The 14330-nt window shown below is 63.2% G+C and carries 9 protein-coding genes and 1 pseudogene; 6 read left to right on the plus strand and 4 right to left on the minus strand.

The window, feature by feature from the left end; translation table 11 throughout:
• Positions 1-136 precede the first annotated feature (136 nt).
• Positions 137-2668, minus strand: coding sequence for a M4 family metallopeptidase (locus AC54AF_RS04740; protein ID WP_496635596.1), 2532 nt, complete (start codon positions 2666-2668; stop codon positions 137-139).
• Positions 2669-3337: 669 nt separating this feature from the next.
• Here AC54AF_RS04740 and AC54AF_RS04745 point away from each other — a divergent pair.
• Complete coding sequence (locus AC54AF_RS04745) at positions 3338-3994, plus strand: hypothetical protein (RefSeq protein ID WP_131685578.1); 657 nt, start codon at positions 3338-3340, stop codon at positions 3992-3994.
• A gap of 113 nt (positions 3995-4107) precedes the next feature.
• A pseudogene (locus AC54AF_RS04750) lies at positions 4108-4350 on the plus strand (IS1595 family transposase); the annotation flags it as partial.
• A gap of 58 nt (positions 4351-4408) precedes the next feature.
• Here the strand turns inward: AC54AF_RS04750 and argH are convergent.
• The gene (gene argH, locus AC54AF_RS04755; RefSeq protein WP_496635597.1) at positions 4409-5806 is read right to left on the minus strand and encodes an argininosuccinate lyase; all 1398 of its coding nucleotides are present in this window, start codon (positions 5804-5806) and stop codon (positions 4409-4411) included.
• Positions 5807-6079: 273 nt separating this feature from the next.
• On the opposite strand from argH, the gene AC54AF_RS04760 reads away from it, so the two are divergent.
• On the plus strand, positions 6080-6277 hold the full coding sequence (locus AC54AF_RS04760; RefSeq protein ID WP_131685576.1) for a hypothetical protein: 198 nt from the start codon (positions 6080-6082) through the stop codon (positions 6275-6277).
• A gap of 61 nt (positions 6278-6338) precedes the next feature.
• Here AC54AF_RS04760 and AC54AF_RS04765 read toward each other — a convergent pair whose 3' ends face one another.
• Positions 6339-7727, minus strand: a complete 1389-nt coding sequence (locus AC54AF_RS04765) for a YfcC family protein (protein WP_496635598.1) — start codon at positions 7725-7727, stop codon at positions 6339-6341.
• 18 nt (positions 7728-7745) lie between these two features.
• A complete protein-coding gene (locus AC54AF_RS04770) occupies positions 7746-8882 on the minus strand; it encodes a succinylglutamate desuccinylase/aspartoacylase family protein (protein WP_496635599.1) in 1137 nt (378 codons plus the stop codon).
• A 201-nt stretch (positions 8883-9083) separates the two neighbouring features.
• On the opposite strand from AC54AF_RS04770, the gene AC54AF_RS04775 reads away from it, so the two are divergent.
• The 3 genes from AC54AF_RS04775 (at position 9084) to AC54AF_RS04785 (ending at position 14329) form a co-directional block, all read left to right on the plus strand.
• Positions 9084-10082, plus strand: a complete 999-nt coding sequence (locus AC54AF_RS04775) for a MurR/RpiR family transcriptional regulator (protein ID WP_496635600.1) — start codon at positions 9084-9086, stop codon at positions 10080-10082.
• A gap of 35 nt (positions 10083-10117) precedes the next feature.
• A complete protein-coding gene (locus AC54AF_RS04780; RefSeq protein ID WP_496635601.1) occupies positions 10118-12913 on the plus strand; it encodes a TonB-dependent receptor in 2796 nt (931 codons plus the stop codon).
• Positions 12914-13075: 162 nt separating this feature from the next.
• Positions 13076-14329, plus strand: coding sequence for a cyanophycinase (locus tag AC54AF_RS04785; protein ID WP_496635602.1), 1254 nt, complete (start codon positions 13076-13078; stop codon positions 14327-14329).
• Position 14330: the final 1 nt, after the last annotated feature.

Raw genomic sequence — 14330 nt, forward strand, 5'->3', positions numbered from 1 at the left:
AAAAGTTCAATTCGTCGCGGGTACCAGCAGCAGGCAAAATGCAATCACTGCCTCAGGGTAGACTGGAATTGCCAGGAAATCAATCGTGCTGTGCGGGCAAGCCTTGTATCGATGGCTTGCCCGCACGTTCAGCCGCTTACTGGGTGACCAGACTGACCTTGTCGATCACGAACGAGGTTTGCAACGATGCGTCCTCGGTCGCGGCAAACGAGATCTGCACGGTCTGGCCCTTGTAGGCGATCAGGTTAAACGTGCGGATCTGGTAGCCGGCAGCCTTGTTCACGTTCGAGTACGAGGCCAGGGTGCCCAGCACCGTGCCGGCGCCGTTCTTTACAGTGACGACCAGCTTGTCGTACACGGTATTGCCTGTTTCGGCCGTGTCGATATGCAGCGCGAAGCTCAAGCTGGCCGAAGTGGCGGCGGCCGGAATGGCCACGCTTTGCGTCAGCGATTCGCTGGCCGTGGTGCCATTGCCGCCCAGCCAGGCGTACTTCGTGCCTTCATACGCGGTTTGCCCCGTGAAGGTGCCGATGGCGCCCGTGGTGCCGCTCCAGCCCGTGGCGCCGGACTCGAAGCCGCCGTTCGTCACGCGTTCGGTGGCGCTGCTCGTGCCCACCGTCAGCGTGGCGTTGTTCGACGTGGCCGTCACGGCGGGCGAGGACGAATCCGTCACCGTCGCCTTGAAGACGGCGCCGTTGTCGGCCGCCACAGTGGTAAAGCTGTAGGCGGGCGACGTGGCGCCGCTGATCACGGCGCCGTTGCGGTACCACTTGTAGGTGTACGGTGCCGTGCCGCCGCCCGCGCCTACGGCGAACGAGGCGGTGGCGCCCGGTGCGACGGTGATGCTGGCCGGCTGGCTGGTGATGGTCACCGCGCCGCCCGTGGTCGATTCATCGACGTCGGCGCCCACGTTGATGGCCGCATACGCGCGCTTGACGGCCGTCGCTTCGGCGCTGCCCACGCCATACAGTTCCTCGGCTGCCTGCAGCACCTTGTTGCGCGCGTCGGCGTAGTTGGTCGACGAGGTGAACTTGGTGGTGGCGGCCTTGAACCAGATGCGGTAAGCCTTGTCGCTGCCGATACCGGTCATGGCCAGCGGGCTCTTGTTCAAGTAGGAGCTGTAGTAGTCGCTGCTGGACGTGGAATTCGAGCCTTGCGACAGGAAGTAGAACATGCGGTTGTTCGGACCGCTGCTGTAGTGGACGTCGAGGTTCTTGATGGTGCTGCTCCATGCATTCGGGCTGCTGCCATCCTTGCTTGGCTTGTACAGCCAGCGCAGCGGCTGGCCATTCTTGGCGATTTCCTTGCCGGTCATCCAGTCGTTGCCCGTGTTGGGAATCGTGGTGCCCGTGCCGCCGGCGCGCGCATACGCTTCCACCATTTCACCGGCGATGTCCGAGCTCGATTCGTTCAAGCCGCCCGACTCCTGCGAGTAGATCAGGCCCGAGGTGGCGTCCGTGATGCCGTGGCCCATTTCATGGCCGATCACGTCGATGGAACCGAGGTTGTTGAACGAGCTGCCGCCATCGCCGATGTACATGCACTTGCAGCTGCTGTCGTAGTAGGCGTTGTCGTAGGCCGTATTGACGTGGGCGGCGATGTGGGTGGCCGTGTTGTTGCCGTCCAGGCTGGACCAGCCCAGCACATTCTTGTGCGTGTCGTAGGTGTTCATCAGGCCCCACATCGCGTTCACGGCCGCCGTCTGGCCGTTGGCGTTGGTGGTGCTGCCGCCGTTGATGTATTGCTGGCCGTCGCCCCAGGTATTGCTGGTGCTGCTGTACACGCTGCCCGAGGTGGTGCCGTGGTTGGCATTCGTGATGGCCATGCCGCCGAAGCTGCCGCCCGTGCCGCGGCTGGGGTCCTTCATGGTGTAGGTGCTGCCCGTGAGCGTGGTGTTGAGCGGCACCTGGCCGTTGTACTGGCTGTTGCCGATGCCGGCCACGGTTTTCAGGGCTTTCCACTGGCGCAGGATGCGGCCATCCCTGGCGCTGACGACGGTGTCGTAGTAGACCGGCTTGTTGCCGCTGATCATGCGCGTCTGCACCAGGTAGGCCAGCTCGTAGTGGTCGACCACGTCCTGCACGTCGAGGGCGTTCAGCGCGGCTTCCGACTTGTTTTCGGCGCCGGCCACGCGCACGGTTTTCATCACGGGATAGATCAGCAGTTGCGCATGCGGCGGCACGTGGTCGACGGCCGGCACGCCAATGCTTTTCACGGCGGCGGCGATGGCGGAGGCGGCGCTGACGGCCGGCGTGGTGTCGATATCGGTGGTGGCGCTGCGGGTGACGGCATTGATGCCGCCGCTACCGAGGCCGGAAGCGCGGTCCGACACGGATTCGCTGACGATGTCGCCGGCGTTGTTGCTGACCACGACCGTCTCGGAACCGAAGACGGGCAAGCCCTTGTAGGTGTGTTGTACGCGGCTCACGCGTGTGCCGCTGACGCCCGGGTGCTGGGCGCCGACGGCAAAGCCATGCTCGGTACTCAGGCCGCGGCTGCGCGCCTGTGCGGCCAGCTTGTTGACCAGGCTGGTGTTCTCTTGTGGAGAAGCCAGGGTGACCGGGGCAGCCATCAGGGTCTGTGGCAGCGGCGTGGCGGCGTCTGCCGTGGTGGCCATCAGCGGCAGGGCGGCGATGGATGCGGCAACTATCGTCAAACGTAAATTCATTTCTGCTCCATGGTATCGGTTAAGGAAATGGTGAATGAGCTGGCCGCGATGCCTGATGGCCACCCCGGCGTGCCTGGCGGGCGGATAGCCTGCCGTTTTGTGGTGGCATGATGCCGGGTAGGGGGACACTAAACTTGTCGAGATCGCCATGTCAAAAAATTCAAGAAATGGGTCACTCCGTGAATTTTTGTTAAGAATTGAACATTTATTGGCGCTGCATCATTGGAAAGTTTGATTTACCGCAAACTGTAACTTTTGTTTTGGACTACACCCCCTCATGGCGCGTTCTGTTGGAAAAACACTGTTGCATTTTCTAAATGTTGCGATCTACACTAGGTCTTCGCGCGGCCCCAGCGGACCACGCGAAGACAAAAAAAGCGCACGCGGCAATGACCGCGTCAAGATACAGCGCATCGGGAAAAAAAATCGGGAGTTTCACATGACGTCAGTTCTGTTTTCTGCTGTTGGTTTCAGCCATTTCCCCTCTGGAGCGGCCTTCATGCTGCATCCGCCTTCCTAGCCGCCGCCAGCCGGCTCTTCCCCCGCGAGGGGGGCTTTTCCGCGAGTCCGACCGCGCCGCCTGGCGCGGCCGTTGGCGCAGTGCATCCTTTTTTCAGGAAGGGTTGCCGGCTCCTGGTGCGTGCACCGGAATCACCGGCCCGACGAACTATGCTTTCGATAGCGACCAAAGTGGAACAGATCGTGATGGAATCGGCCTTTCTCAGCGAGGGATTGGGCCGCGGCTTGCTGAACCTGTCGGAACTGGCGCGCCAGCTACAGCCGCAATTGCAGAGCGACTTGTGGAAACCGGTGGGGCAGGCCGCCGTGGTGATGGCGCTGCGCCGTCTGGCCGAACGGATGCCGCAGCAGAAAAGCGGCGAGATCGTGCTGGCGCACCGCGCGGGAGAACTGTCCACGCGCAGTGAATTGATGATTTTTACTTACCGTTATTCGGACCAGACATATGACTGCCAGCGCCAGTTGCTGGCGCTGGCCGCACCCCAGCGTGGTACCTTCATTACCGTGACGCGCGGCGTCAACGAGGTGATGGTGATCTGCAGCCGCTCGCTGCATGCGCTGGTGGAAGAGGTCTTTGGTGGCGAGCAGGAACTGGCGCGCCTGGAGCGGGTGACGGCCGTGACCCTGCATCTGGCGCCCGAGACCTGCTATACGCCGGGCGTGTATCACGCCATCCTCAAGCGCCTGGCCTGGGAACGCATCAATTTGATCAACATCATTTGCACCTACACGGAGCTGACCTTGCTGCTGGAAGCGTCGCAGACAGGCGCTGCTTTTGCCGTGCTGTCGAAAATCGTCGCCCAATGAAAAAGGGCTCTGTCCTCGGCAAATAGGGGAAATGCCGGAATCTTCCCTTGGCAGCGCTGTCTGACTCTGCATACTCACCACACAGGGAGCAGATCATGCAGGCAGCCGAATGGATCAGCCACCAGGCCGTCACCTTGCGCGCCGGCAGCCGCGTGCAGGGCGCCGCTCACGTGCAAAACGTGAATGCCTATCACAGCCGCTTGCGGCAATGGCTGCGTCCCTTTCACGGCGTGGCGACGCGCTACCTGCCGAATTACCTGGGATGGCGCTGGATACTCGACGCCCGGCGCATCCGTTCAGCAGAAACGTTATTGAAAGCAACGCTGGGAGCGTTCCCACATCTGACGGTGACATAGCCATGAAAAACGCTCCGCGGCAGCGATGCAGCGGGGCGTCAGGAGGTGTAAGCGCGGTTTATTTTTCCAGCTGCGTGCGCACGCGGGCGATCGCGGCGCGGACCTGGCGTGGCGCGGTGCCGCCCACGTGGTCGCGCGCGGCAACGGAGCCTTCCAGAGTCAGCACCGCAAACACGTCTTCGTCCGTCAACGGGGAAAACGCGCGCAGCTGCTCGAGCGACAGGTCGGCCAGGTCGCAACCGGCGTCGACGCAGGCGCGCACGGCCAGGGCCACTGCTTCATGGGCGTCGCGGAATGGCAAGCCCTTCTTGACCAGGTAGTCGGCCAGGTCGGTCGCTGTGGCATAGCCCTGCAGGGCGGCCGCGCGCATCGCTTCCGGTTTGACCGTGATGCCGCCGGCCATGTCGGCGAAGATGCGCAGGGTGTCGATGACGGTGTCGACGGTGTCGAACAGCGGCTCCTTGTCTTCCTGGTTGTCCTTGTTGTAGGCCAGCGGCTGGCCTTTCATCAGGGTCAAGAGGCCAATCAGGTGGCCATACACGCGGCCCGTCTTGCCACGCGCCAGTTCCGGCACGTCCGGGTTCTTCTTTTGCGGCATGATCGACGAGCCGGTGCAGAAGCGGTCGGCGATGTCGATGAAGCCGATGCGCGGGCTCATCCAGATCACCAGTTCTTCGGCCATGCGCGACACGTGCATCATCAGCACGGCGGAGGCGGCGCAGAATTCGATGGCGAAGTCGCGGTCCGAGACGGCGTCGAGCGAGTTGTGGCACACGTCGTCGAAGCCCAGCGTTTTTGCCACGCGCAGGCGGTCGATGGGGAAGGTGGTGCCGGCCAGCGCGGCGGCGCCCAGCGGCAGGCGGTTGACGCGCTTGCGGCAGTCCGCCATGCGCTCGGCGTCGCGGCCGAACATTTCGACATACGCCAGCATGTGGTGGCCGAAGGTGATCGGCTGGGCCACCTGCATGTGGGTAAAGCCCGGCATGATGGTGTCGGCATGCTGCTCGGCCAGGTCCGTCAGCGCGCTGCGCAACGTCGCCAGCAGGGTGGTGATGTCGTCGATGGCGGAGCGCACATACAGGCGGATGTCGGTGGCCACCTGGTCGTTGCGCGAACGGCCCGTGTGCAAGCGCTTGCCCGCATCGCCTACCAGTTCGGTCAGGCGTTTTTCAATATTCAGGTGGACATCTTCCAGGTCCAGCAGCCACTCGAACTGGCCGGCGGCGATTTCCTGCGAGATTTGCGCCATGCCGCGCTGGATTTCCGCGTAGTCGGCCGGGCTGATGATGGCTTGCGCATGCAGCATTTCCGCATGGGCCAGCGAACCTTCGATGTCGAACAGCGCCAGGCGCTTGTCAAAAAATACAGAAGCTGTGTAGCGCTTGACGAGGTCCGAGACCGGTTCGGAAAACCGGGCCGACCAGGCTTCGCCCTTTTTGGAGAATTGATCAGTCATGAAAGAAGTCCTTTAGTGTAGGGCGATTATAAACAAGGTTGGCCGGCGGTAGGGCTTTTAGGGGCGTGCAGGGCGCTGAAATGGCCAGGAATGGGGCTGGCAAGCCTCAAATGGCAGGCGCGGGCGGTATGACGCGTTCCATCCGGGCTTTTTGTATTCTGTCCCGCGAATTGTGCGTTTGGTCGCAATCCGATGGCAGTTCAGGGGCGATCAGCCTACAGTCCCATCATCGCAGGACAAACAGCAACGCCCCTCAACCTCAAGGAAAATATCATGAACATCGCTAAGAACATGGAAGCCATCTTCGTCGCCATCATCGCCATCGCCGCTGCCACCAGCCTGGCCACCGCCGCCGTGCCGAAGTTCCGCGCCGCGCCGGCACCCATCCTTGCCAGTGCCGATCAAGCCACCATGCACACCGTGTACGTCAGCGCCAAGCGCCTGAGCGCGGAAGAAAAAGCGGCGCTGTAAGCGCGGTGCAATGCCAGATTTGTCGGCCTGCCATCGGCATGGGCCAATCTCGCGCTCCGTTTTACTGCCAGTGCATCAGGCACGGCGGAATCAGCAACAGCAGCGCCAGCACCAGGTAGATCAGCTGCAGCGGGATCATCCACTTGGCCCAGGTAATCCACGGCACGCGCGCCAGCGCCAGCACGCCGACGGTGATGCCGGACGTGGGGATCATCGGTGTGGTGAATTCGCCGAACTGGAAGGCCAGGATGGCCGTCTGGCGCGTCACGCCCACCAGGTCGGCCAGCGGCGCCATGATCGGCATGGTGAGAGCCGCCTGGCCGCTGCCGGAATGAATGAAGAAGTTGATCACCGACTGCATGAAGAACATCTTTTGCGCGGCAAAGACGGGGCTTGACGACGCCACCAGGGGCGTCAGTGCATGCAGCATGGTGTCGATGATCTGCGCGTCGCGCGCCAGAATCATGGTGCCGCGCGCCAGCGCGATGACGAGCGCCACGCTGACCATGTCGCGCGCGCCCTGCACGAAAGACGCCACCAGGCTGTCCATGTCGAGCCGGCCGACCAGGCCGACGACGATGGCCATCACCAGGAACAGGGCGGCGATTTCATCGATGAACCAGTCGTACTTGACGACGCCGACGACCATCGTCAGCAGGGTGCCCAGGAAGATCCACAGCACGGCGCGGTGCGTGCGCGTCATGCCGGCAAAGCTGTCCAGGTCCATCGAGTGCTCGCTGCGCTTTTCGATGTCGAGCAGGTAGGTCGGGCTTTTTTCCGGATGGCGCTTGATGCGCGCCGCGTACCACATCAAAAACACGATGCTGACCGCCGTGGCGATGGCCCACACGATCAGGCGATAGCCGATGCCGGAAAAGATCGGCACGCCGGCGATGCCCTGCGCGATGCCGACGTTGAACGGGTTCAGGAAGGCGGCGGAAAAGCCCACCTGCGAGCCGATGAAGGGAATCGACACGCCCGTGATGGTGTCATAGCCCAGGGCCAGGGCCAGCGGCACGAAGATCAGGATGAAGGGAATGGCTTCCTCGTTCATGCCGAAGGTGGCGCCGCCGAGCGAGAACATGGTGAAGAACACGGGGATGATGGCGGCGCGCACGAAGCGCGAACTGGTATGCGCCTTGGCGATGGCCTTGATCAGCGAATCGAAGGCTTCCGTTTTTTGCAGCACGGCGAAGGCGCCGCCAACGATCAGCACGAAGCCGATGATCAGGCTGGCGTCGACGAAGCCCTTGATGGGCGCCATCATCAGCGCGGCCAGTCCCTGCGGCTTGTTGTCGACATAGTGAAAGGTGCCGGGGATGATCAGCTGCTTGCCGTTCACCAGTTGCGTGTCGAATTTCCCGCCAGGCACCAGCCAGGTGGCCAGGGCGATCATGGCCAGGATGCCGCACAGCAGGACGAAAGTATTGGGGAGCTTGAATTTTCTCATGGCGCTTTTTTGTGACATTTATTGGCTCAGCAGGCTGCCGCCGCGGAAGGCGACGGCGCCGGCGACCTTGCCGACGTTCATGCCGCGCAGGACGTGGCGGTGGGCGCTACGCGCAAAAAAGACGCCGGCGACCGTGCAGCGCAAGGTCGTCGTCTCGCCGCTGACCGGGTCGATCAGGTCGGCCACGGCATCGCCAGCGGCCAGTACGTCGCCCATTTCGCGCAGGTAGACCAGTACGCCGTGATGCGGCGCGAGGATCGGTTCCACACCGGCCAGCGGCGTCGGCGCGCATTGCGGCGCGGGCAGGTCGTCGCCGGCACCGTCGATCTCCAGCACGCCCTCGATGGCGAGAAAGCGCAGCAGGGCGGCAGCGTCGCGCTCGGCCAGGGCGTAGCTCACTTCCACTTCGCCGCGCAGTTCGACGGTGGTCGACAGGCAGGCGGCGGGTATCGGATAGCGTCCCTGGAAGTGCGCGTCGAGATCCCACCACAGGCGGCTGCAGGCTTCGTCGAACGGCTCTTCGCCGGCCGCCAGTTCCAGCAGCACGGCGCGCGCGCCCAACAAGGCGGACAGGGGCGCGATCTGCGCCGCCAGCGGCGTGCCCGTGTAAATGTGCAGGGCCGCCTCGTTATCGCAATGCAGGTCGAGCACGATGTCGGCGTCGATAGCCATGCCCAGCAGGGTTTTCTTCAGCGCCTCCGCATCCGTGGACGGCCGCCAGGCGGCGACGGCGGCGCGCGCATGCTCGCGTATCAGCGCCACGTTGGCTTGCGCATCCTGCCCCAGCTGGTCATCGAGCGTGGTTTTCAGTTCATCGGCCACGTGGCGGTAGGCGCGATTGAAGTTGATGCCGGTGGTCAGGTCGAAGCGGCCGAACGGCGCGCCATGGATGGCTTGCGCCAGGCCGATCGGGTTGGCGGCCGGCACCAGGATGATTTCGCCGTGGACCTTGCCCACCGCCTCCAGCGCCAGCAGTTCGCGGCGCAGGAATTGCGACACCAGCATGCCCGGCACCTCGTCCGCATGCAGCGCCGCCTGGATATACACCTTCTTGCCGCTGCGGCTATGGGCCGCCGCACTGCCGAAGTGGAAGCTGCTCAACTGGCACGCCACGCTGGCGTGCGCGGTGGAGATGGGATGCTGTTGTACTTGCATGGTGAATTCGCCCCAAAACGGGGCGCGGTTGATGGATTCCGGTCGATTATGTAGCAATATTTTCACGAAGTAAATCAATGAAAATCCTTTTACAAATATTTGTTGAGTTTTCTTTTTGATATGAGTAAAGTAAGTTCCAGCGACCCGTTTTCGCCTCTTTTTCGTCATCCGCCATGCACAAGAACACAGGCCGCCAGTGATATGAAATCATCCGCCAGTCCTGCACGCAGCAGCCTGCACGCGCCACGCGTTGGCACGCTGTCGGCGCCCGATGCGGCGTTCGCGCAATCGCCGCTGGGGCAGGCGCTGATGCACGTGCTGGCCGGCGGCTCGGCGTCGCAGCGGCAGATCGCCGATTACCTGCTGCGCAACCAGATGCGGGTGACGGCGCTGGGCATCGAGGAACTGGCCGACAGCTGCCAGGTATCGACGGCCACCATCAGCCGCTTCGCGCGCGACATCGGCCAGAAGAATTATTCGGCCATGCGCGGCGCCATGGCCGAAACCCTGCAATCGCTGTTGCAGCCCGTCGACAAATTGCGCCGCACGATAGAGCGGCGCGCGCGCGCCACCTCGCCCATCACGGAAAGCCTGGAATATGCGGCCGCGAATATCGCCGCCACGTCCGACGCCCTGTCGCCGCACGCCATGCAGGCCGTGGTGCGCCGCCTGACGCGCGCCAGGGTGGTGTATGTGATGGGCTTTGGCCTGTCGGCCAACTTGGCCGGCATGCTGGTGCAGCATCTGCAGCCGTTTTGTCCGCATGTGGTGGAAGTGGTGGGCATCGGCGGCTCGGAAGTGGCGGCCGGCCATCTGGTCAACCTGACGGCGCACGACGTGCTGGTGGTGATCTCGTTCCCCCGCTACACGCTCGACTGCATCGGCCTGGCCAGTTTCGCGCGCGACCGCGGCGCCTGCATCGTGGCGCTCACCGACTCGCCCGCGTCGCCCCTGGCCGAACTGGCCGATCACGCGCTGTATGCGCAAAGCACGCATCCCGTCCTGCCCAGCAGCGCCAGCACGGCGCTGGCCATGATCGAGGCGCTGGCCGTGGCGCTGATGGTGTCGAACAGGAAGAACGTTGAAAAAGCGGCCCGCCTGAGCGAAGTCATCGCCGCCTATCTGTACGGCGGCGAGCATGGCGTGCAGGCCACCCGGAAAACAGCAGTAAAGCAGCGCAAGGCAGTACAAAAATCATGATAAAAATCAGACATACACCATCGGGGGGAGATGCAATGCACATGAAAAGACAGGACGGCCGTTCCGTACTGCCACGCGAGTCGGCGCTGGCGCGAGGCGTGCGCCTGGCGCTGGGCGCCCTGAGCGTGTCGGCGGCGCTGGGCATGCTGGCCAGCGCCGTGCAGGCGCAGGAGCAGGTGCAGGATGGGGAGCCTGCGCCGAAAAAAATGCAGCGCGTGGAGATCACGGGGTCGGCCATCAAGCGGCTGGAATCGGAGACGGCGCTGCCGGTGCAGATCATCACGCGTGCCGAGATCGAGAAGGCGGGCGTGACGACGGCGGCCGAGCTGATGGCGCGCGTCTCGGCCAACGTGGGCGGCCTGACCGATGGCGCCAGCATCAATATCGGCGGCGACCAGCGCGGCTTCAACAGCGCCAACCTGCGCGGCGTGGGTACGTCGTCGACCCTGGTGCTGCTCAATGGCCGGCGCATGGCCAACTTTGCCTCGCCCGGCGACGATGCGGGCGTGGACCTGAATAATATTCCCGCCGCCGCCCTGCAGCGCGTGGAAGTGCTGCTCGACGGCGCCTCGGCCCTGTACGGCACGGACGCCATCGGCGGCGTCATCAATTTCATTACGCGCAAGGATTTCCAGGGCGTGGAGCTGAACGCCTACGGCAGCCGCACCGATGAAGGCGGCGCCGGCAAGCGCACGGCCAGCATCACGGCCGGCACGGGCGACCTGGCCACGGATGGTTACAATATCTTTGCCGTGGTCGACCTGCAAAAAACGGACCGCCTCAGCTCCGCGCAGCGCAAGTTCATCCCGAACCTGCAGGTTCCGCAGCGCCTGGGGCATTTGCTGTCGAGTTTTACCAGCCCGGCAAATATCCGCCTGTCGGGGGAGCAGCGCGACTATTTGCAGGACAATGGCTTCCTGCTCAATGGTCAGCCGATCAGCAACCGCCAGATCAATCTGTCGATCCAGAACTGTTCGCCGCCGGCCAACCTGTACCTGCCGGCGGGAACGGGCGGCGTCGATGCCTGTACCTACGATTACATGGGCGACACGGAGCTGTATCCGAAGACGGACAAGCAGAACCTGCTCACGCGCGGCGTACTGAAGCTCAATGACGACCACCAGCTGTACGCGGAAGTGGCGCTGAGCCGTTCGCGCAGCTATTACGTGGGTTCGTCGGCGCGCGTGATCGGCTACCTCGATTACAGCAAGGTGCCGCAGCTGGCCAATACCGGCCTCGATAGCATCGTCGACGAAGACGGCAATCCGACCGCGCGCGAACTGGAACTGCGCATGCGTCTGAACGAGGCGGGCATGCGCACCAGCGAATTGACCAGCGAGAGCCAGCGCTTCGTGGTGGGCGCCAGCGGCACGCTCGCCGGCTGGGATTACGACGTGGGCTTCAATCACAGCGTCAACGTCGTGAAGGACCGCGATACGCATGGCTACGTCCTGTACGACAAGCTGTTGGAAGGCATCGCCGCCGGCGACATCAACCCGTTTGGCCCGTCGAGCGCGAAGGGCAAGGCGCTGCTCGACAGCATCCAGGTCAATGACGAAGTACGGCATGCGCGCGGCACCATGGACTCGCTCGACTTCAAGGCATCGCGCGCGCTGATGGCGCTGGGCGGCGGCGACATGGCGCTCGCCGTGGGCGGCGAAGTGCGGCGCGAGCGCACCGAGTTCCGTCCATCGGCGTTGCTGATGAGCGACAACATCAACAACGACGCGGCGCCCGAAGGCGGCGTGGCCACCAGCGACAGCCGCAAGGTGCAAGCCATCTACAGCGAACTGCTGCTGCCGTTGACCAAACAGTGGCAGGCGCAGCTGTCTGGCCGTTACGACCATTACCAGCAGGTGGGCGGCGCGCTCAGTCCGAAGATCGGGCTGACCTACATGCCCAGCAAGCAGGTGCTGCTGCGCGCTTCGGCCGGCAAGGGCTTCCGCGCGCCATCGATGTCCGACCTGCACCGGCCCACTGCCTACAGCAGTACGGCGACCTTGCCGGATCCCGTGTATTGCGCGAGCGAGAACAATGATTACTCCGTCTGCGCCGATAACTGGGATACGCGCCGCTACAGCAACGACAAGCTGAAACCGGAGCGCAGTCGCCAGTTTTCGGCCGGCCTGGTACTCGAACCGGGCCAGCACTGGACCTTCAGTGCCGACTATTGGAACATCAAGCGCACGGACTTGATCAGCGAAATCGGCGACGACATCATCCTCGGCAACCTGGCCAAGTACGGCGACCTGGTGCACCGCAACAAGGACAATGAAATCGACTACATCGAACTGCGCAAGGAAAACCGCGGCGCGCAAAAGGCTGCGGGCATCGATATCACGGCCGACCTGCATGGGGTCAAAACGGCGTGGGGACGTTTCGGCGGCCACCTGAGCGGCACCTACGTGCTCGATTCAACAATCCAGACGAGCCCCGGCGACGTCTTTATCAGCAATCTGAACAAGTTCGTCACGGACGGCGTGGTGCAGCGCTGGCGCCATACGATCACCCTCGACTGGGACCACGGCCCGTATTCGGCCAGCCTGTCGAACACGTATTCGAGCGGTTACGATGACCAGAATTCGGCCATCAACACGGACGACGGCAGCGTCGTCAAGCCGAACCGGGTGAAGGCGTATACGCTGTGGGACATGTCGGGCGCGTATGCCGTCAGCAAGCAGTTCAAGCTGCGCGCCGGAATACAGAATCTGTTCAATACCAGTCCGCCGTACTCGAACCAGGCCTACTATTTCCTCTCCGGCTATGACCCGACCTACACGGACCCGCGCGGACGGCGCTTCTATGCCAGCGCCAATTACAGCTTCAAGTAAGCATTTTTACATAGAAGCGTGGAGATACCGCAACAACGCTGTCATATGCAGCAAGTAGTATCGTAGTTCGAGGCAGTTGGGTTGCAAGCAGCAGTTTTGGCAGCAAGGGCGCGCGCCTGCATCAACAAGCGTGCGCCACTTTCCTTGTATTCGAGAGGCACCATGAAATCATCCGCAAGCCTGTATCACACCTTCCGCGCCGCGCTGCTGTTCGCGCTGGCATTGTGCAGCGTCCATGCCGTGGCGGCGCCCGGCGGCAGTGCCATCGGCAGCGCGCCGCAGGGCACCCTCGTCATCATCGGCGGCGGCCTGCGCGCCGACAATGCCGAAGTCTGGCAGCGCATCGTCAAGTTGTCGGGCGGGCCAGGCGCGCGCATCGCCGTGCTGGCCTCGGCCGCGATGAACCCGGAAAAATCGGGCGAAAGCATCATCAAGAAGCTGAACCAGTATGGCGCCGATGCCTTTTTCGTGCCGCTGGCCGTGAAACTGTCGAACAGCGATTACCGCAAGGCGGCCGAAGACCCCGCCATCGTCACGCAGATCAAGTCGGCCAGCGGCATCTATTTCGCCGGCGGCGACCAGGGACGCATCACGCAAGCCTTGCTGCGCCCGGACGGCAGCCGCACGGCCGCGCTGGAAGCCATCTGGTCGGTCTACCGCAATGGCGGCGTGATCGCCGGTTCCAGCGCCGGCGCCGCCATCATGAGCACCACCATGTTCTACGACGCCAAGCCCGTGCTCGACATGCTCAAGATGGGCGTGACGGACGGGCGCGAGATCGCGCCGGGCCTGGGCTTCATCGGCAGCGATGTCTTTGTGGACCAGCATCTGCTGGTGCGCGGGCGCTTTGCGCGCATGATTCCCGTGATGCTGAAAAAAGGCTATCACCTGGGCCTGGGTATCGATGAAAACAGCGCCATGGTGGTCGACGCCATGCGCGACGTGGAAGTCATCGGCTATAGCGGCGCCTTGCTGATCGACCTGTCGGGCGCCATCAGCGACCGTGGCGTGAAAAATTTCAATATCAGCAATGCGGCCATCAGCTATCTGGACCGGGGCGACAAGTTCAACCTCGTCACGCGCGCATTTACGCCGTCGCCGGACAAGGCCGACAACAAGCTCGATCCGAACCAGCCCGACATGCGCGAACCCGTGTTTACCAACGATATCCTCGGCAACAACGCCGTGCTCGACCTGATGGGCAACCTGATCGACAACGCCCAGCAGGAAGCCATCGGCATCGCCTTCGGCAACCCGCGCGACCCCTATCCGGACCTGGGTTTTGAATTCAGGTTCAGCAAGACCGTCAACAGCGTCGGCTACAGCTCGACCGAGGCGGAAGCGTATTCGGTGCTGAAGCTGCGCCTCGACATCCGCCCCATCCAGCTGCGCCAGCCCCTGTACCGCTACAAGTAAG

The sequence above is a fragment of the Janthinobacterium sp. JF4 genome (assembly GCF_059617925.1).

Coding starts and splice junctions, on each gene's coding strand:
- argH (WP_496635597.1), bottom strand. CDS start 5,806: ATGACTGATCAATTCTCCAAAAAGGGCGAAGCCTGGTCGGCCCGGTTT.
- AC54AF_RS04770 (WP_496635599.1), bottom strand. CDS start 8,882: ATGCAAGTACAACAGCATCCCATCTCCACCGCGCACGCCAGCGTGGCG.
- AC54AF_RS04785 (WP_496635602.1), top strand. CDS start 13,076: ATGAAATCATCCGCAAGCCTGTATCACACCTTCCGCGCCGCGCTGCTG.
- AC54AF_RS04745 (WP_131685578.1), top strand. CDS start 3,338: ATGCTTTCGATAGCGACCAAAGTGGAACAGATCGTGATGGAATCGGCC.
- AC54AF_RS04775 (WP_496635600.1), top strand. CDS start 9,084: ATGAAATCATCCGCCAGTCCTGCACGCAGCAGCCTGCACGCGCCACGC.
- AC54AF_RS04760 (WP_131685576.1), top strand. CDS start 6,080: ATGAACATCGCTAAGAACATGGAAGCCATCTTCGTCGCCATCATCGCC.
- AC54AF_RS04740 (WP_496635596.1), bottom strand. CDS start 2,668: ATGAATTTACGTTTGACGATAGTTGCCGCATCCATCGCCGCCCTGCCG.
- AC54AF_RS04780 (WP_496635601.1), top strand. CDS start 10,118: ATGCACATGAAAAGACAGGACGGCCGTTCCGTACTGCCACGCGAGTCG.
- AC54AF_RS04765 (WP_496635598.1), bottom strand. CDS start 7,727: ATGAGAAAATTCAAGCTCCCCAATACTTTCGTCCTGCTGTGCGGCATC.